17 protein-coding genes and 1 tRNA gene are annotated in these 18,299 nt (G+C 67.7%); 6 read left to right on the top strand and 12 right to left on the bottom strand.

Annotated elements, in window-relative coordinates; all coding sequences use genetic code 11:
* Positions 1-123: 123 nt before the first annotated feature.
* The gene (locus AC1U2B_RS13435) at positions 124-1,122 is read left to right on the top strand and encodes an AraC family transcriptional regulator (protein WP_480217164.1); all 999 of its coding nucleotides are present in this window, start codon (positions 124-126) and stop codon (positions 1,120-1,122) included.
* A 4-nt stretch (positions 1,123-1,126) separates the two neighbouring features.
* Here AC1U2B_RS13435 and AC1U2B_RS13430 read toward each other — a convergent pair whose 3' ends face one another.
* The 4 genes from AC1U2B_RS13430 to AC1U2B_RS13415 form a co-directional block, all read right to left on the bottom strand.
* Positions 1,127-1,621: a hypothetical protein gene (locus tag AC1U2B_RS13430; RefSeq protein WP_480217163.1), complete on the bottom strand. Its 495-nt coding sequence runs from the start codon at positions 1,619-1,621 to the stop codon at positions 1,127-1,129.
* 2 nt (positions 1,622-1,623) lie between these two features.
* Positions 1,624-3,615 (bottom strand): glycoside hydrolase family 183 protein, encoded by a 1,992-nt coding sequence (locus tag AC1U2B_RS13425; RefSeq protein ID WP_480217162.1) that lies wholly within the window; start codon positions 3,613-3,615, stop codon positions 1,624-1,626.
* A gap of 94 nt (positions 3,616-3,709) precedes the next feature.
* On the bottom strand, positions 3,710-4,075 hold the full coding sequence (locus AC1U2B_RS13420; protein ID WP_043390286.1) for a hypothetical protein: 366 nt from the start codon (positions 4,073-4,075) through the stop codon (positions 3,710-3,712).
* A 6-nt stretch (positions 4,076-4,081) separates the two neighbouring features.
* Positions 4,082-5,479, bottom strand: a complete 1,398-nt coding sequence (locus AC1U2B_RS13415) for a threonine/serine exporter family protein (RefSeq protein WP_480217161.1) — start codon at positions 5,477-5,479, stop codon at positions 4,082-4,084.
* A 385-nt stretch (positions 5,480-5,864) separates the two neighbouring features.
* Between AC1U2B_RS13415 and AC1U2B_RS13410 the strand changes: the two genes are divergently transcribed.
* Positions 5,865-7,091, top strand: a complete 1,227-nt coding sequence (locus tag AC1U2B_RS13410; protein WP_480217160.1) for an ATP-binding protein — start codon at positions 5,865-5,867, stop codon at positions 7,089-7,091.
* Entirely contained in the window at positions 7,088-8,110 is a 1,023-nt protein-coding gene (locus AC1U2B_RS13405; protein ID WP_480217159.1) for a tetratricopeptide repeat protein, read from the top strand. The genes AC1U2B_RS13410 and AC1U2B_RS13405 overlap by 4 nt, the downstream gene beginning before the upstream one ends.
* On the opposite strand, the gene AC1U2B_RS13400 is transcribed toward AC1U2B_RS13405, so the two are convergent.
* From AC1U2B_RS13400 to AC1U2B_RS13390, 3 genes are all read right to left on the bottom strand, one after another.
* Positions 8,107-8,511, bottom strand: coding sequence for an HNH endonuclease (locus AC1U2B_RS13400; RefSeq protein WP_480217158.1), 405 nt, complete (start codon positions 8,509-8,511; stop codon positions 8,107-8,109). The two genes, AC1U2B_RS13405 and AC1U2B_RS13400, sit on opposite strands and share 4 nt — an antisense overlap.
* Before the next feature lie 44 nt (positions 8,512-8,555).
* Positions 8,556-8,630: transfer RNA gene (locus AC1U2B_RS13395), tRNA-Thr, on the bottom strand.
* 42 nt (positions 8,631-8,672) lie between these two features.
* Positions 8,673-9,986, bottom strand: coding sequence for a hypothetical protein (locus AC1U2B_RS13390; RefSeq protein ID WP_480217157.1), 1,314 nt, complete (start codon positions 9,984-9,986; stop codon positions 8,673-8,675).
* Between the two features lie 133 nt (positions 9,987-10,119).
* Between AC1U2B_RS13390 and AC1U2B_RS13385 the strand changes: the two genes are divergently transcribed.
* Both AC1U2B_RS13385 and AC1U2B_RS13380 read left to right on the top strand, forming a co-directional pair.
* Positions 10,120-10,839, top strand: coding sequence for a response regulator transcription factor (locus AC1U2B_RS13385; protein WP_043390293.1), 720 nt, complete (start codon positions 10,120-10,122; stop codon positions 10,837-10,839).
* A 76-nt stretch (positions 10,840-10,915) separates the two neighbouring features.
* A complete protein-coding gene (locus tag AC1U2B_RS13380) occupies positions 10,916-12,382 on the top strand; it encodes a sensor histidine kinase (protein ID WP_480217156.1) in 1,467 nt (488 codons plus the stop codon).
* On the opposite strand, the gene AC1U2B_RS13375 is transcribed toward AC1U2B_RS13380, so the two are convergent.
* Genes AC1U2B_RS13375 through AC1U2B_RS13355 form a run of 5 tightly spaced genes read right to left on the bottom strand, consistent with a single transcriptional unit; the run spans position 12,338 to position 16,664 of the window.
* Positions 12,338-12,733 (bottom strand): HIT family protein, encoded by a 396-nt coding sequence (locus AC1U2B_RS13375; RefSeq protein WP_071286463.1) that lies wholly within the window; start codon positions 12,731-12,733, stop codon positions 12,338-12,340. The two genes, AC1U2B_RS13380 and AC1U2B_RS13375, sit on opposite strands and share 45 nt — an antisense overlap.
* A gap of 9 nt (positions 12,734-12,742) precedes the next feature.
* Positions 12,743-13,720 (bottom strand): enoyl-CoA hydratase/isomerase family protein, encoded by a 978-nt coding sequence (locus AC1U2B_RS13370; RefSeq protein ID WP_480217155.1) that lies wholly within the window; start codon positions 13,718-13,720, stop codon positions 12,743-12,745.
* Between the two features lie 10 nt (positions 13,721-13,730).
* The gene (locus tag AC1U2B_RS13365) at positions 13,731-15,092 is read right to left on the bottom strand and encodes a cytochrome P450 (protein WP_480217154.1); all 1,362 of its coding nucleotides are present in this window, start codon (positions 15,090-15,092) and stop codon (positions 13,731-13,733) included.
* A gap of 15 nt (positions 15,093-15,107) precedes the next feature.
* Positions 15,108-16,040: an SDR family NAD(P)-dependent oxidoreductase gene (locus tag AC1U2B_RS13360; protein ID WP_480217153.1), complete on the bottom strand. Its 933-nt coding sequence runs from the start codon at positions 16,038-16,040 to the stop codon at positions 15,108-15,110.
* The gene (locus AC1U2B_RS13355) at positions 16,041-16,664 is read right to left on the bottom strand and encodes a PaaI family thioesterase (protein WP_480217152.1); all 624 of its coding nucleotides are present in this window, start codon (positions 16,662-16,664) and stop codon (positions 16,041-16,043) included.
* Between the two features lie 461 nt (positions 16,665-17,125).
* Here AC1U2B_RS13355 and AC1U2B_RS13350 point away from each other — a divergent pair, with 461 nt between their 5' ends.
* Positions 17,126-18,292: a thiolase family protein gene (locus AC1U2B_RS13350; RefSeq protein WP_480217151.1), complete on the top strand. Its 1,167-nt coding sequence runs from the start codon at positions 17,126-17,128 to the stop codon at positions 18,290-18,292.
* The last annotated feature ends 7 nt before the right edge of the window (positions 18,293-18,299 follow it).

Genomic DNA, 18,299 nt, shown 5'->3' with positions numbered 1-18,299 from the left:
TGCGGTTCACATTGCTCGGAACTGCGACGCGACGCTGCGTCAGCCCATCGTGGGGATTGACTGTGCTGCACCATACCGATTTGTGTCTTGACATTTCATGACAAATTTTTGACAGTTGGAGACATGTCGGTCATCAGGGGGACGGCGCTCACGAGCTTCCAAGAGCTCGTTGCTGAACTTGGTGGCGACAGCGGTGCACTGCTTGCCGCGGCACACATCGCGGGTGACGACATCGGCCGTCACGACCGGTTCATCTCGCTGCCCAGAGGTGCCCAGATGCTCGAGTTCGCCGCGGCGGCTCTGCAGGCACCCGATTTCGGCCGTCGGCTGGCGTTACGTCAGAGCATCGACATCCTCGGCCCCGTGGGGCTGGCGGCCCGGAACGCCGAGAATGTGGCCGATGCCTTCGTCATCTTCGACAAGTTCATGGCCGCCTACTGCCCGGCGATCAGTGCCCGCATGACCATCCCCGTCGGCGCAGACCTACGCCGCTTCGAGTTCGAGTACCTGTTGAACCCGGCGCCGCCGCAGGCGCAGGCGATCGAGTTGTCGCTCGGTGTCACGTTGCAGGTGTTGCGACTATTCCTCGGTCCGGATTACCGACCACTCATGGTGCACCTGCCGCACTCGGCGCGGACCCCGGCAGTTGAGTACCGGACCTACTTCGGCTGCCCGCCAGTCTTCGGTGAACCGGTGGCCGGGTTCACGCTGCGCGCGTCCGATTTGGAGCGACCTTTGCTCACGGACCGGATCGCGCACCAGACCGCGATGGACTACCTCGTCAGCACCATCGGCGAATCCGAACCTGCCGCAACCCAATTGGTCCGCACCCTGGTTCGTCAGCTGCTACCGGGAGGGGCTGTCGGGCTGCAAGATATCGCTCGTCATGTCGGGCTGCATCCGAAGGCGTTGCAGCGGCGCCTGGCAGCTGAGGGCACGACCTTCGCCGAGGTCGTCGATCAAGCCCGTCGCGAGACCGCGCAACGACTGCTCCGCGAAACCGACCTGACTCTCGACCAGCTCTGCCGTCAGCTCGGCTACGCCGAACAGAGCGTGCTCACCCGGTCGTGCAAGCGGTGGTTCGGTATGACTCCCACGGCTTTTCGGGGCAATCGAAGCTGATGGCTCAGCCGAGCCGCGTCCAGAGGCAGTAGCCCGAGAACTCCACGGTGGAGGCGGTCGGTGCGACGTCGAAGTGCACCGTCTGGTCCGCTGCGCCGTCGGTCGCCACCGGCGCGCTGACCACCCCGGCGCTGACCACCGCGCGCTGCTCGACGTGGCACCGGTTCCCCGGGCTGAGCGGGGTGCCACTCCACTTGCCGGACATCAGGTTCGGATTGCGCATGCCCTGACCGCGCAGGGCGATGACCGGGCCGGTGCTCCACCAGCGGTCGCTGGGTTGGGCGGGCAGCGCGACGGGCTGCCAGCGGCCTTCGTGACACTGCAGTGGGGTGTTGGCTCCCGATGCCGGCGACGGCGTCGTCGGCATGGTGGTGGCTTCATCGGCTGTCGGCGGACACAGCTGATCCTGTTGCGGTGCAACGGGATCAGCCGCGCACAGGGGCGCCAGCGCGGTTACCAGGGCAACTGCGGCAGCGGTCAGGACGGTCGCGCGGATCACGGCTACAGCTTGGTGAGATCGGTCTTCATGAGCATGACGTTGTACTCACTCCACAACGACAGGTTCCAGTACAGGTCGGTGCCGGTGCCCAGGGTCGACGGCGACCAGGGCTGCATCATGGGCGCATAGATGCCGCCGTTCTGCTGCGGCATCAGGACGGTGGCCGCCGACCAGGTGCCTTCCGGGCTGTCGGCGGTGCGCAGCACGATGTTGTTGAACTGGTCGCCGTAGAGGGTGACGTACTTGCCCAGCGTCGGGTTGTACTGCACGGACATCTCACTGACGTGGTTGCCGGCCTTGGCGATACCGCACGCCCCGGTGTCCTTGCCGAATACCGCGCCGGCTTTCGCCGGGTCCTTGTACCAGCCTTGTTTGATCGCACCGATGCCGAACCAGCCGCCGGCACTGCCCTTGTTGTAGTACTCGTACTTGGACGCGTCGAGGATGTCGGCCTCGGCGACCCGCGACACGTAGGCAGCACCGCCGCGACCGTTCGGGGTGCCGTACGAGTAGACGTAGCCGTCGCCCGGGCGTACCAGGGCCGCCTGCTGGAAATTGGCGTTGCCGCCCCAGTTCTGCCGGACGCTCTTGGGCGAGACGTACCAGTTCTCCCCGTTATCGGTGGAGTAGGCCATGGCCGAGTAGTTCGTCGTCCACTGGCCGGGTGCACCCCACTGCTTGACCGACATGAAGCTCAGGTACTGCGTGGCGCCGTACTGGGTGCCCGGTGTCGGCACCGAGATACCGGACGTCGGGATCAGCGTCACCCCGGTGGGCAGGCCGGCCGGGAGCCGCTCGGGCAGGATGATCTGGCGCGAGTACGTCGCGCCCCACAGGGGAGACCCGCCGAACATGTTGCCGTTGAGCCACTGGCCGTCCGGGATCGACATGCCGTCGGACAGATCGGTGTCCGCCGTGCGGAACAGGATGTTGTTGCGCCAGGTACCGGTCATGTTGGGGCCGTTGAACGTGTCGCCGAAGGCGATCAGCACCTGATGCTCGTTGATGGGGGTGCTGGGATCGTCGGCAATGCCGTTGTCCCACATGGTGCCGACGTCGGTACCCCAGACGCCGAACCGGGTGAAGGTGTCGTTGGGGGCGAAGTTCCCGCTGACCCAGTCGACGAAACTCGTTGACGGACTGAGCTGTTGACCCGGCGTCGGCCAGGCCGGTCGGGGATTCATGACCGCGGTGAGCGCGGCCAGTGGATTGCTCAGCACCTGGCCGGTGGTGGTGAGGGCGCTGACGACGTTCTGCGGCTTGATCGCCGTCAGGAGGTTGTCGATCTCTTTGCGGGCGAAGGCCAGTACGGTCCACGCCAGGGTCGGCTGGGTGGGACTGCCGGCCGGGTTGAACGCCCAATTCAGCGCGCCGGAAACGGCTTTCATCACGGCGGCCACCGGGTTGAGTGCCTTGGCGGTGGGTGCGGTGACGTTCGGGGTGAGCAGGCTCGTCGTCGCGCTGACGGGAGTCGGTGACGTCGTGACCGCGCTGGTGGTGACCTTCATGACCGTCGGCGCGACGGCGGCCACGCTGACGGGCTTGGGTGCGTTGGTCTGCTGGGCGGCGGCGGCCGGCTTGGCGGTGGCGGGCTTATCCGGCGTCAGCCGTGGGCGTTTCGGCGCTTTCGGCACAGCAGCGGCCGGCGGTTGCTGCCCGCGGTCGCGGCCCTTGGTCGGCTTGTCCGGCTTGGTTTCGGGCTTGGTTTCCGTCTTGGGGTCGGACGAGGTGTCGCCGGTGGTCCCCGTGGACGGTGTCTCGGTCTTGTCGTCGTCTTTCTTGGGCTTGGTCTTGCCGCGACGTGGCTTGGTCGGGTTGCCCGAAGTACCAGAGACCCCGGCATTTTCGCCCGAGGAAGCTGCTGCTGGGCCGACGGGCGCGCCGGTGTCGGTCTGGTCGGCCCAGGCGGCGCCCTGACCGGAGGCGATCGCGGTCCCGATGCCGAGTGCGACGGCGAGTCTTCCGACGCGGCCGACGTATCTTGCGGCGCTCATCGTGTCTCCCTGTTGTTCCAGCTAATTAACCTATGGAACAACATGGGGACGCGCCGCGGGGGAGTTTGAGCGGGTTGTGTCCGTGTCGATACCGTCAGCGGAGCAGGCCGGCTTCCCGCAGTGCGTCCTCGTACAACTCGATGGCGTGATCGATGCCCCGGTCGACCCAACTGTCGACGAAGGCCACCCGGTCGGCGATCAGCTGGATGCCGGTGGCCCAGCGCTCGAAATCCCCGGTGCGGCGCAGGATATCGATCTGCACGCGGGTGCCCTTGAGATGGATGAAGCCACCCAATTCGGTGGTCTGTGGGCGCAGCACCGTGACGTCGAACTCTTCGATCCGGCCGTCGTCGACGAGTGCCTGCAGGTAGCCACGGGCGTCACGCAGGGCCGCGAGGGCCTGGAGTTCCCGTCCCTGGGTGGGCAGCCCCCAGGCGATCCAGATTCCGGTTTCGGACATGGCGTCCTACGCTACGCGCGGGCCGAGCAGTCGGCGGGGAAGGCGCGGGCGTCGCATGGTGCGCGCCACCCATTCGCCGAGGGTCACACCGGCAGCGAGCGTGCAGCCGACCATGACGGCGGTGAACAGGTTGGAGATGGCCGCCAGCGTCTGGCCGGCCATGATCTCGGACAGCCCGCGATAGACCGCGAGACCGGGCACCAGGGGCGTGATGCCGGCGACGGACACGATGATCGGCGGGACCACCGCGCGCCGGGCCAGTAGGCCACCGGCGAGGCCGACGACCGTGGCAGCGACCGCGGAGGCGACGATCGGGCCCAGCCCGGCGTCCAGGATCGTCCCGACCAGTCCGGCCCCGACGGCGCCCGACGCGAACGAGGTGGCCAGCGCCTTGAGGGAGGCGTAGCTGGCGAGGGCGAAGGCCGCGGCCGCGAGGCCGCCGGTGAGCACCATGATCGGCAGCGGTGCGTAGGGGAACACCTCCTGCTGCATCGGCGGCAGGCTGGCGCCGAGGGCAGAGGTCAGCCGCAGCGCGATGCCCACGCCGCCGACCAGACCCGCGGTGAAGACCATGACCTCGATGAACCGTCCGGCCGCCGTGACCGGCGCACCCGTGATGGCGTCCTGCACCGAACCGACCAGCGACAGCCCGGCCATCAGCACGATGATGCCGGACACGATGATGCGGTACGGCGCGACGACGGCGCTGTGTTCGATGGCCAGCTTGTAGATGAACGCGGCCGGCACCGTCGCCATGAAACCGCCCATGACCTGCTGGAAGAAGTACGGCAGGCCGAGTTTGCCGAGCGCGACGTTGGTGCCGTAGATCGCGGCGGTGGTGAAGAACGAGACGACGGCGAGCGTCGGGCTGCCGCCGAGCATGAGCGTCACCGCGGCAGCCATCAGCGCCCAGCCGGACAGCGCGACCTTGCGCGAGTACGGATGGTCGGCGGCGACGATGTGGTCCAGCGCCGCGCGGGCGGGCTTCAGGCCGAGATGCCCGCGGCCGATCCGCCGGAGCAGCGTGTCCACCTGTTCGAGGCGCGTGTAGTCCAGCGAACGGTATTTCACCGTGCGCATGAAGTTGGTGGGCGGCAGGCCTGGACCGCGTCTGGCCGAGACGTGGATGGCGTTGTAGGTGACGTCGACGGCGCAGTCGGGTAGGCCGTAGGTGGCGGCGACGAAGGCGATCTGCTTGCTGGTGTCGATGGCGCCGGTGCCCGAATCCAGGAGTACCTCGCCGACGTTCATCGCCAGCTCGACGACCTCGGTGACGGCATGTTCGTCGGTCAGGTCGATGGGCTGCGCCGACGTGATGACGGGCAGGCCCGCGGTGTCGGCGGTGGACGGCCGGTCGCCGAGTATGCGGCGTCGCGCGGTGGCGACGCGATCACGCAGTGTCACACCAGCAGCGTAGGTCCCGAAAGTGGTGCCGCATTGCCAGTGGGCTAGATCACCGGCCGCCGGCGTTCGGTTGGGTGGCGGTCCGCCGACTACACCTTGGACAGGCTCGTCGTCGTGGATGGGCGGGGGTTCTGTTGTGCACAGGGGGAATTGGGCGTGGGTGATTCGCTGCCGGGTGACCGGCTGTGGCGGCGTGCTGCTCGCTGGTGGCCGGTGCTGGTGGCGTTGGCGGCCACGATCGCGCTCGCGATCGGCGGGCAGCATTGGTTTGCCAGTTCTGGCCACTCAAAACCTGTAGGTGAGCCTGCCGCGTCGTTGGTGCAGCGAATCGCCGCAGGGCCAACCGACCTAGGATGGAGGCCAGCGTGGGGCGAGGGGGCTGAAAGTGACCGATGATCCGGTGATCGCACAGTTGGTGCAGGCGGTCGAGCAGAGTCCGGACGCGCTGGCCTTGCGCCTGCACCTCGCCGGAATGCTGGCCGAACGGGGCCGGCACGCCGAGGCATTGGCGCACTGCGGCGCGGTACTGGCCGCCGACCCGACCGACACCACGGCGCAACGGTTGTTGCAGCAATGCACCGCGGCACTTGCTGCCCCGGCGCCGGCGCCTGAACCCGAAGTACCGCAACCGAAGTCATCGTTCGACTGGGAGGCGGCCGAGGATCAGGTATCTGACATCGTCAAGCCCGCTTTTGTCGATGAACCCGCGCAGGCCGTGGGAGAGGACGACTTCGAGGCGGTCACCCGCAGCGAGGTGCGGCTCGCCGACGTCGGCGGCATGGACGCCGTCAAGAAACAGCTCGAACTCTCGCTGCTCGGACCGCTTCGCAACCCAGAGCTGATGAAGGCCTACAAGATGTCGGCTCGTGGCGGTCTGCTGCTCTATGGGCCGCCCGGGTGTGGGAAATCGTTCATCGCCAAGGCGGTATCGGGCGAGCTGGGCGCGAACTTCTATCAGGTCGGCATCGCAGACGTGCTGCACCGCTGGTTCGGCGAGAGTGAACGCAGCATCCGCTCGGTCTTCGACACCGCGCGCCGCAACGCGCCGTGTGTGCTGTTTTTCGACGAGGTTGACGCACTGGGCCACCGCCGGTCCGCGTTGAGCGGTACCTCCGGTATCCGGACCATCGTCAATACCCTGCTGGAGGAACTGGATTCGGCCTCGGCCAGCAACGACGGGGTGTACATCCTGGGTGCCACCAACGCGCCATGGGATGTCGACGCGGCCCTGCGTCGACCGGGACGGTTCGACCGGATGGTCTTCGTTGGGTTGCCTGACACCGAGGCGCGGGCCAGCATCGGGCGGCTGCACCTGCAGGATCGACCGATCGAGGGAATCGACCTGTCCGCGCTGGCGGCCCGTACCGCTGGCTTCTCCGGTGCGGACCTGGCTCATGTCTGTGACACCGCAACGCAATTGGCGATGGCCGACTCGCTGCACACCGGGCAGGTGCGGCCGGTGCAGATGTCCGATGTAGATGCGGCGCTGCGTCAGGTTCGTCCGTCGACCGGTCCGTGGTTCGATACGGCCCGCAACGTCGTCGAATTCGGCAATCGGGACGGTACCTACGACGACCTGGCGAAGTACCTGCGTCGCAACAAGATTCGGTGACAGCCGACGCCGTCGATGCCGCGCTGCAGCAGGCGCGGTTGTACCTCGACGTTGACAACCATCAGCGCGCCCGCGAGGTGCTGGCCGGTGCACTCTCGATGGCGCCGGATGATCCGGTGCTGCTCATCCTCGATGCCCAGGCCGCCGTCGGGCTCGGCGACCACATCGGTGCCGAGCGCCGCCTCTATGCGGCACTGAAATTGGCCCCTGGCAATGAGCATGCAATTCGCTTGTACGCGTTGGCACTTCGTGGGCAAGGGCGGCTGCAGGAGGCGAAGTGGATGGCCTGGCGAGCGGTCTGCGGTAACCCGAACGAGTACCGAACCCACCTGGTGTACGCCCAAATCCTGTCGGATGAAGGCTGGCTGGATGCCGCGCTGACCGAGGTCACCGAAGCGATCCGCCTGGAGCCCTCAGATCCTGATCTGTTTGTCCTGCGGGGAAACATCTTTCGCAAGTTGTCTCGAACCGCCGACTCGGATGCCGAATACACTGCCGCGCTCCGGCTGCAACCCGATCATGCAATAGCGACACACAATCTGGCGGTCAACCGGATGACCCGGGGACGGCTGTTGGGCGCGCTTCGGGGGTTCCTCGGTGCCGGCACGCTCGACCCTGCCCTCGGAGGTCTGGCCCGCAGCAACATCGCCCTCGCGCTGGCCCGCTGGCTGCGGTGGTGCAGCGTCGGAGTGCTGTTCCTGCTGTGGCTGCTGCTCGTCACGGCAGCTCCGGGCAACACGCTGGGTTGGGGACCTCGGGTCGGGATCGCCGTGGTGACCGTGGGTCTTGCCGCTGCGCTGGGAAAGTTGGTGGCCACCGTCGGCCACCGTACCTTCGTGTCGGTCCTGAAAAGCCGGCCACTGGTGGCCGTACGCCTGCTGATCGTCTCCGTCGCAGTGGTGCTGGGGGCCCTCACGACCGTCAGCCCCCGACAGTTGGAGGTGGTGCAGGTCGGCGCTCCGATACTGCTCGTCGTCAGCATCGTGCTGGCCTGGGTGAGCCGCTTCACGCGGCACTAGTACGACTGCCCATTGGCGTATCGCTCACGACGGAAGTGGCGGCCGTTGCCGCGGTTGCGGCTCTTGTACGTCGGCAGCTGTGAGTCACAGTTCGGACAGACGAGCCGCAGGTTCTCTCGACGGTTGTTCGTTGGGTCGCCGTCGATGTGATCCAGTACGAACGCCAGCGGCAGGGCTTGCCAGGTTGTGTTTCCGCCGCAGATCGCGCAGCAGCCGGTCTGGGCGGCGATCAGATATTGCCGGACGTAGTGGCCGCGGCGGCCGTCGATCCAGGTCTCGCCAGATTCGAGCCACCGTTTGGTGCTGGCGTCGCGGCGGGCCGACGCCTGGCATGCGTTACTGCAGTAGACCTTCTGGCTGCGCTTCAAGAGTGGACTACCGCAAGCGAGACATGACCTCATGGGCGGACGTTACGACGGGCCACCGACAAGTAGACACGGGATGATGGAGCCCCCTATCGGGATTGAACCGATGACCTACATATTACAAGTATGTTGCTCTACCACTGAGCTAAGGAGGCATGCGGTCCGAGAAGGCTCGAACCGCCCAGAATCCTAACCCGTCAGGGTGCCTGGGTGGATCCCGGCTGGTCCTGGCCGTTCTCGTCGACGACCCGCTGCGAGGCCGCGGCCCGAGCCGCCGCCCGCCTGCCGCGCTGCCGGCTCCCCGGAATCCGGCCGGCGATGTTGCTCAGCGGATTCACCGCGTCATTGAGCACGAGCACCGCGTCGTACAGCTTGTCGACGGTCGGGGCGAGCCCAGCGAGCACGGGCGCCAGTTGGTTGAGGTTGTCGACGACGTCGTTCAGTTTCATCAGGGCGCCGTCGGGCGCGGTGAGGACGTCGATGGCGCCGCCTTCGTCGAGCAGTCGTTCGGCGATGCCGCCCTCGCTGAGCAGTCGGTCCACCAGGCCGCCGTCGGCGAGCATTTTGTCGACCGATCCACCGTCGCCGAGCAGGCGGTCGGCGATGCCGTCCGCTCGCAGCACCCGATCGACCACGCCGTTGTCGGCCAACAGTCGGTCGGCTATGCCACCTTCACCGATCAACCGGTCGGCGATGCCTTCCGGTCGAAGGACCCGGTCCACAATGCCGCCGTCAGCGAGCACCTGGTCCACGACGCCGCCTTCGGCGAGGCCACGGTCGGCCACCCCACCCGGGGCGAGCACCCGGTCGAGGATGCCGTCGGTGGACAGCACACGGTCGACGACGCCGCCGTCGGCGAGGACGCGGTCGGCCGGTCCACCCGGTTCGAGCAGTCGGTCGACGATGCCGCCCGTACTCAGCAGTCGGTCCACCACGCCGTCGTCGGCGAGGAAGCGATCGGCCGGTCCATCCTTGGCGATCAGGCGGGCGGCGATGCCGTCCTCGCTGAGTACCCGGTCAACGACACCGTCGGGGGCGAGCACCTGTTCGGCGAAGCCGCCCGGGGCGAGCACTCGCGACAACGCGCCGTCGTCGGAGGTCAATTGGTCGAGCAAGCCACCGTCGAGGGTCAGCTGGTCGATGATGCCGCCTGGTGCCAGTGCCCGTGTCACGGCGCCGCCCTCGGCGGTCAGGCGGTCGAGGAGGCCGCCGTCCTGGCTGATCTGGTCGACCAGGCCGCCCGGGCGGAGCAACCGATCGAGCACACCGCCCGGCGCCAGCGCCCGGCCGAGGGGAGCGTCGTCGTCGATCAGTCGGGTGAGGCGACCGGCCCGGCTGAGCGCGTCGTCGAAGCCGAAGATGCGGCTCATCGACGGGGCGACGATCGCCGGCCCGCTGCCGTTCAGACCCCGCTGGACGGCGGTGACGGTGTCGCCGGCGATTTCGAGGCCGGCGGAGGCGATGCGGAGCGGCGTCGAGGCCAGGTCTGACAGGGCTTTACCCAAATCCATCGGCCAAGTGTATGGCGCCGGTCACATCCGATGTGGCCGAGGTGCGAGAGGTCTGGCAAATGCCTGCGCGACTCACAGTATCTTCACAGCCACCAGGCAGGGAGGATTTAAGGCCTGCGAGGACCATGGCTGCATGGCCATGGCTGCACTTCCCGAGGCGACGCCCGAAGCACGGATTCTGGTAGTCGACGACGAGACCAACATCGTCGAGCTACTTTCGGTGAGCCTGAAGTTCCAGGGCTTCGAGGTGCACTCCGCCTCCAACGGCCCCGCCGCGCTGGACAAGGCCCGCGAGGTCAAGCCTGATGCGGTCATCCTCGACGTGATGATGCCGGGCATGGACGGGTTCGGTGTGCTGCGCCGGATGCGGGCCGACGGTATCGATGCGCCGGCGCTGTTCCTCACGGCCCGCGACAGCCTGCAGGACAAGGTCGCCGGTCTGACGCTCGGCGGCGACGACTACGTCACCAAGCCGTTCAGCCTCGAAGAGGTCGTGGCCCGGCTGCGGGTCATCCTGCGCCGCACCGGCCGCGGTGTCGAAGAGCCGCGCAGCGCCAAGCTGACGTTCGCCGACATCGAACTCGACGAGGACACCCACGAGGTGTGGAAGGCCGGGGAACCGGTTTCGCTGTCGCCCACCGAGTTCACGCTGCTGCGCTACTTCATCATCAACGCGGGCACTGTCCTGTCGAAGCCGAAGATCCTCGACCACGTGTGGCGTTACGACTTCGGCGGTGACGTGAACGTCGTCGAGTCCTACGTGTCGTACCTGCGCCGCAAGATCGACACCGGCGAGAAGCGCCTGCTGCACACCCTGCGCGGTGTCGGCTACGTGTTGCGCGAGCCGCGGTGATGAGCGCTCGCGCGAAGAACAGACAACACTGAGCGCTTTGCGCGATTCCTGGGTGGACATCGCCAACAATGGAGTGATGACACGCCTGCGTTCACGCGGCATTCCGCTGCGGCTGGGGCTGGTCGCCGCGACCGTCCTGCTGGCGGCCTGCGGTCTGCTGGCCTCCGGCATCGCAGTCACGTCGATCATGCAGCACAGCCTGGTCAACCGCGTCGACGAAACCCTGCTCGACGCCTCCCGTAGCTGGGCGCAGGAGCCGCGGCGGATGCCCGCCACTCCGATCGAGGGACCGAACCCGGCACGGCCGCCGTCGAACTTCTATGTGCGCGGCATCGATCCCGACGGCCGGGTGTGGATCGCCGTCAACGACAACGATGCGCAGCCGTCCCTGCCGGACAGCAATGACGTCGGCCCGGTGCCGACGACGGTCGGCTCGATCCATCATTCGGATGTGAAATGGCGGGCCATGACGGTGCGCGGCCCGGCCGGCGAACTGACGACGGTCGCGATCGACCTGTCCGACGTGACGTCGACGGTGCGGGCGCTGGCGTGGTCGCAGGTCGGCATCGGCGCCGCCGTGCTGCTGATCCTGGGCGTCGCCGGGTATGTCGCGGTGCACCGCAGCCTGCGGCCACTCGTCGAGGTGGAGCGGACGGCCGCCGACATCGCCGCCGGGCAGCTCGACCGTCGTGTGCCGGCACGGGACTCGCGGACGGAAGTCGGCCGATTGTCGTTGGCGCTCAACGGAATGCTCGCGCAGATTCAGAGCGCGGTGGCCTCATCGGAGCAGTCGGCGGAGACGGCGCGTACCTCCGAGGAGCGGATGCGGCGCTTCATCACCGATGCCAGCCACGAGCTGCGGACGCCGCTGACCACGATTCGCGGCTTCGCCGAGCTGTACCGGCAGGGCGCTGCCAGTGACGTCGAGATGCTGATGAGCCGGATCGAGAGCGAGGCCCGCCGCATGGGTCTGCTGGTCGAGGATCTGCTGCTGCTGGCGCGGCTGGACCAACAGCGGCCGCTGGAGCAGCGCCCCGTCGACCTGTTGATCCTGGCCACCGACGCGGTGCACGACGCCCGGTCGATCGCACCGCTGCGGACGGTGTCGCTGGAACTGCTGGACGGGCCGGGTACCCCGGAAGTCCTGGGCGACGAAGCCCGGTTGCGCCAGGTCTTGGGCAACCTGGTGATGAACGCGGTGCAGCACACCCCGGAGACCGGTGGCATCACCGTGCGGGTCGGCACGGTCGACGGCGACGCGGTACTCGAGGTGTGCGACCAGGGCCCTGGCCTGACGGCCGAGGATGCCCACCGCATCTTCGAGCGCTTCTACCGCACGGACTCGTCGCGCACCCGGACCAGCGGCGGCACGGGCCTCGGGCTGTCGATCGTCGACTCGCTGGTGCGGGCGCACGGCGGCGTCGTCACCGTGACCACGGCGCCGGGCCACGGCTGCCGGTTCACGGTGCGCCTGCCGCGGGTCGGCGGCGCCGCCGGCTCAGCCGAGGGCAGCGATGATCTTGGCCTGAGCCTCGTCGAGTGATTCCGGTGACGGGTTCCGGTCGACGTTCGCGAACCCGAAGTCGGACAGGTTACGGGCCGGGAACACGTGCACGTGCAGGTGCGGCACCTCGAGCCCGGCGATGATCACACCGGCGCGGGGCGCGTCGAACGCCGTGCACACCGCGCGGCCGATCTGCTGTGACACCGCCATGACCTTGTTGAACAGCTCGGGATCCAGTTCCTGCCAGTTGTCCACCTCGGCCCGGGGCACGACGAGCGTGTGGCCCTGCGTCATGGGTTCGATGGTGAGGAACGCGACGACGTCGTCGTCCTCGTAGACGAATCGGCCCGGCAGGTCGCGGTTGATGATCATGCTGAAGACGGTCGGCATGGGCCCAGCCTATTGCTCGACGCGGGTGCCGGACAGCCAGGGATCGATGTGCGTGGCGAAGGGGCTGTCGCCGATGGTCTCGTAGTCCTGCTGAAAAGCGTCCGCCGTCAAGTGTTTTCGCGGATTCCGGCCGGTCCCGATGAATCCCGCGAGCTCGAAGTCGAGGGCGCGGGACAGCGATTTGTTGCCGCCGAAGTAGACGGCGCGTTTGACGGCCGCGATGGCGTACGGGGAGCGCCGGGACAGCCGCTGCGCGGTGGCGTGGACGTCGTCGAGGAGGCTCGCGGCGGGCGCGAGTCGGTGCACGACGCCGGCGTCGAGCGCTTCCCGCGCGGTCAGCGGTCGCCCTTCCAGCATGTGCTCCAGTGCGGCGGACATGCCGAGCATGGCCGGAAGTCGTTGGCTCCCACCGCCACCCGGCACCAGGCCCGCGAGAATCTCGATCAGGCCGATGCGGACCTGGTCGGTGTCGGCGGCGATCCGCAGGTCGCAGAACAGCGCGAGCTCGAACCCGCCGCCGAGGGTCGTGCCGTTGATGGCGGCGAGGTAGACGACGCCCGAGCGGTTCATCCGGGTGATGGTCCGCTTGAGGATCGCGCTGTAGACGATGCCGGTGCCCCAGTCTCCGCCGCGTGTCTCGGTGGCCTTGAGCAGGGCCGGGACGCGCATGGCGGCGTTGTTGAGCTTGATGGACCAGCCCACGGCGCGCGACGGCAGCGGCGGCGTCGCCAGCTGGAAGAACAGTTGCACCTGTTCAGGTTCGGAGTGCGAGATGAACTTGTCGCCGGTCCCGGTCAGGATCACCGCGCCGACCTCGGGATCTAGATCCGCGGCGCGGGTCAGCCGGTCCATGTCCTTGACCAGCCGCAGCGACAGGAACTGATTCGGCGGGTCGTCGAACCGCGCGGTGAGGACGCGGCCGTCCTGCTGCAGCGTCAGAGTTTCCAGGTCCAGCTCGGCGGTACGCACCGGGGCTCGTCGTGGCACGGCGGTCTTCCTAGGAGTTCACGGTCTGGACCAGGGCGGGGATGGGCCCGTCCGGCACGATGGTGAGGGGCGCGGTGATGGGGAACGTCGATTCGCGCGACGTCAGCCGGCAGTGCCGGACGATCGACGCCAGCTCCAGGGTCGCCGCGGTCAGGGCGAAGAACTCGCCGATGCACGACCGCGGCCCGCCGCCGAACGGCAGGAACTGCCATTGCATCCGCGAGCGGCCCGCGCTGAACCGGTCGGGATCGAATTCCAGTGGGCGGTCCCATAATTCCGGGTCGCGGTGCATGGCGTACACGCCGACCAGCAGCATGCTGCCCGCCTCGACGCGGAAGCCGTCGACTGCCATGTCCTGCCGGGCAATCCGCATCACACCGGGCGTCGGGCCGCCGAGACGCAGGGCCTCCTGAATGACGCTCACGGTGTAGGGCAGCTGGCTGCGCGGATTGGTCCGCAGTGCCGCCTCGTCGACCGCCGACACCTCGGCCGCGACCCGGTCATAGATGTCGGGATGACGGCCCAGCGACCAGAGCGCGAAGGCGAGCGTCGTCGCGGTGGTCTCCAGCCCGGAGGCCAGGAAGATGACGAGCTCGTGGCAGATCTCTTCGTCCGTCAACGGTTCTGACGTCTCCGGATCCCGGGCCTCCATCATCGCGCGGACCAGGGGCGCGCTCAGCTCCGGATCGGTGCGGCAGTCCTGCAGGATCTGTGCGGCGAGGTCGTGCGCCACCTTGTTGAACTTGACCGCGAAGCGGCGCTCCCTGGTCGGCACCCAGCTCGGCAGCTTCACCGGTGCGCGGCCCCGGTCGGCGATGTACTTGCTGATCCGGCGTAGTGGATCAACCAATTCGTCTGTGTAGGAACCGGGTTCGAATCCCATGATGGTGCGGCCGAGCACCCGCATGGTGATCCGTCGGCTCTCCTGGTCGAGGTCGATCTCGGACCCGTCGCGCCACGAGGTCGCGGCGTCGGCGGCGATGTCGTACATCTGCCCGTTGAGTTCGGCGATGCGCGCGGTGGTGAACACCGGTTGCAGCATGCGCCGCCGCCCGACCCATTCCCGGTGGCTGAAATTCAGCAGCGATCCGCCGTTGAGCTTCTGCTGCTCGGTCATGAACGGGAAGTCGCGGTCGACGGCCGGGTACGTGGCGGTCAGCACGTCGCGGGCGCCCTGCGGAGAGGTCACGGCGACGATCGGCGGCATCATCCACTTCGGGGCGATCCGCACGATGGTGACCGGACCGCCCGCGTCGCGGAAGGTCTCACATCCACTGTGCGCCACCTGGATCGCGGCGATGCGCTCGCGCAGGCTCAAGGGCACGTCGGGGGCCGGCGGCAGCCGGCCGACATCCGTTGCGTCAGTTGACACTGTCGGCTCCTGTCGTCAGATGCCGTACCGGACACCGGTGTGGTGTTCGGCGGCAACCCAATTCGCGGTCATCAGGGCCTGGTCGGTGGCGGCGCGGCCGGCCTTCGCCGGGGCCGGGAGGCCGCGCATCCCGAAGAACCGGTCGGGCCCGTAGTAGCCGCCGGCGACGACGTCGTCCGCGGCGGCAGCGTAGGTGATCGACAGGGCCGCGACGTCCGCCGGCTGACCGATGGCCCGGCACGAGGCACGCCACGAGACGTCGCCCCACTTGCGGCCGGAGTGCATGCCCGCGTCGGTGTCGGCCCAACCGGGTTGTGCGGACACCGATTTCACCGTGCTCCCGGCAGCGGTGAGGCGGCGCTGCAGCTCACCCGCGAACAACAAGTTGGCGAGCTTGGCCTGGCAGTACCCGTCGAACGCGGAGTACCTGCGGGTGCGCCACCCGGGATCGGCGGGCGCGAGCTTGCCGAAGCCCGGTCGGCCGACGAACTCGTGTGCCCGGCTGGTGACCACCACGACCCGGTCGGTGATGCGGTCCAGGAGTTGGCCGACCAGCGCGAAATGTCCGAGATGGTTGATGCCGGTGTGCAATTCGAAACCGTCGGCGGTCAGGCCGTAGGGCACGTGGCACACCCCGGCCAGCGCGATGACGGTGTCGACGGGGCCACAGGCGGCCGCTGCGGACTTCACAGAGTCCAGGTTGGCCAGGTCGAGGTTCAGAGTCTTTGCGGCAGGGCCGATTTCGGCGGCCAACGCCTCGGCTTGCTCAGGGCGGCGGCACGCCAGGATGACCTGAGCTCCCGCGCTCGCCAGGTGCCGCGCGGTGGCGGCGCCGAGGCCACCGTTGGCACCGGTGATCAGGACCGTCCGGCCGGTCTGGTCAGGAATGTGCGCGCCGAGCCAGTCTTTGGCGACTTTGGTGGCGTTGGCGCCGATCGACCGCGCCATCTAGCCGCGGGCCCACTTGGGCTGGATGAAGATGCCCTCGGCTTCGATGGTGACGCCCTGCTCGTCGGCGATGTGGGCGACGCCGTAGGCCTTGAAGCCCTCGGTGCGCACGATGCGTGCTTCGGCTCGCAGCTTGCCCAGCGGGGTGGGGCGCACGTACTTCACGTTGATGGTGCCGGTGAACCGGGTCGTGCCGTCGTTCGATGACACTTCGCCCAGCACATGGTCGAGAATCATGGCGCAGACGCCGCCGTGTGCGTGGTTGGGCGGGCCCTCGTAGGCGGCGCCGAGGGAGAACTCGGACCAGACGTAGTCCTTTGCCTCGAGGACGACGGTCAGCGGCGGTGCGACCGGGTTACGCAGCCCCACAACGGCATTGGCCCATGGCAGCCACTCACCTTCGGTGGTGAAGCGCAGGCCCCAGGTCTTCTCCAGCTGCTTGGACCGCAACCGCGCGGTGGCCGATTCGATTTCGGCTTTCGCGGCCGCGATGGTGTCGGCGTCGGCGTCGCTGCGGACCGTCACATCCATCAGTTCCCGGACCGATTGGGTCAGCGGCTCGAATACGGAACGGAGGCGTTCGGCTTCCTCGGGGCTGAGGGTGTCGGTGCTGAAGTCGAGCATGTCGCTACTAGAACATGTTCTACCGGATGCTGTCGAGCCCAAAGTTTGCTGCGATGGTGGTCGAGGGTTTGCCACGGCGCCGGGCGTCGCGGCGGTGGGCGCGCGGTCCGCAAGCTGATTCACAGCATTGGTCGGTGTCCTTCGAAACACTGTTATCGGTTGTGCGGCAACGTGGTTCCTGCTGTGACGGGGGTTACATCGATCATTGCGTCGAGCAATTATTGAAACAGGTTCTAACTAGTTCGCTAAATTGATAATTAACGCCTCCGACGTGGATATTTACGCCAAAGCAATATGGACTGCACTGGGAATGCGTGTTACAAACTATTGCCGTTAGTTGCTGATATCAGTACGGCGAAGAACAGCCATGCCGTTATGTCCACGCGCACACGACAGTTCTGAGCAGTCCGCGGATTGCGTGGTGCCGCTCGTGGATGACGTTGCCGAGGAGGACAAGAATCTTGACCAATCCCGTAGTCGTTGCGTATGCGCGAACCCCGTTCACGCGTTCGCTGGTAGGTGGGCTGGCCAACGTTTCTGAGTTCGACCTCGCGAGCACGGTGATCCGTGAGGTGATCGACCGCGCCGGCGTCGACCCGCAGTGGATCGACAACATCGTGATGGGTGAGGTGCTGCAGGGCGGCGGCTGCATCGCCCGCTACTCGGCCCTGGACATGGGGCTGCCGCTGGACACCCCGGCCGTCGCGGTCGGCGGTTGGTGCGCTTCGGGAATGATGGCGATGCACCAGGCGGTGGCGACCATCAAGGCGGGCATGGGCAAGTGCGTCATCGCCGGCGGTCTGAACACGCCGTCGGCGTCACCGTTGGCGGGCCCGCAGTTCGCGGCCACCGGCATCACCGACACCAAGATCGCCCCGATGCACCCCGGCATCGGCGAGATGCCGGCGCTCGACCTGGCCCGCACCCTCGGTGAGGGCACCGCGCGGATGTTCGGCCTGACCCGCGAAGAGGTCGACGAGTGGTCGGCCCGGGCGCACACCCTGGCCTCGGACGCCATCGACGCGGGCGTGCTCGATACCGAGAAGGTTGCCGTAACTGTCGACGGCACAGCAGTTTTCAATGACGAACTGCCGTGCCGCGAGTTCAACATGAAGAACCTGTCCGCGCTGACGTCGTTCCTCGGTGAGGACTGCACGGTGACGCCGGGCAACCAGACGGGCCTCACCGACGGTGCCGCCGCCGTGATGATCTGCGACCCCGACTTCGCCGCGGCGCAGGGCCTGACCCCGCTGGCGGAGATCGTCGGCTGGTCGGTCGTCGGCTCGGAGCCCGAGCGCGCCACCGAGGCCGCGATCACCGCCACCCGGCGCGCCCTCGACGGCGCCGGCATCAGCACCGAGTCCGTGGACCTGTACGACGTCCACGACTCCTACGCCTCGATCGGCATCGCCTACGAACGCTCGCTCCACATCGGACGCGACCGGCTCAACGTGCACGGCGGCGGCCTGGCGCTCGGCCACCCCTACGGTGCCTCCGGTACCCGCGTGGCCGGCACCTTGATCAATGAACTGCAGCGCCGCGGCGGCGGTATCGGCGCCGGTGCGATCGTCAGCGCGGGCGGCCTGGGTGCCGCCGTCGTGCTCAACGTCTTCCCGCCGGCGGCGTGACGCGACG

It is taken from the genome of Mycolicibacterium sp. P4_G11 (assembly GCF_056555145.1).
Note: the sequence above shows the minus strand (reverse complement) of the source record. Positions and strands in the feature narration are given on the sequence as shown.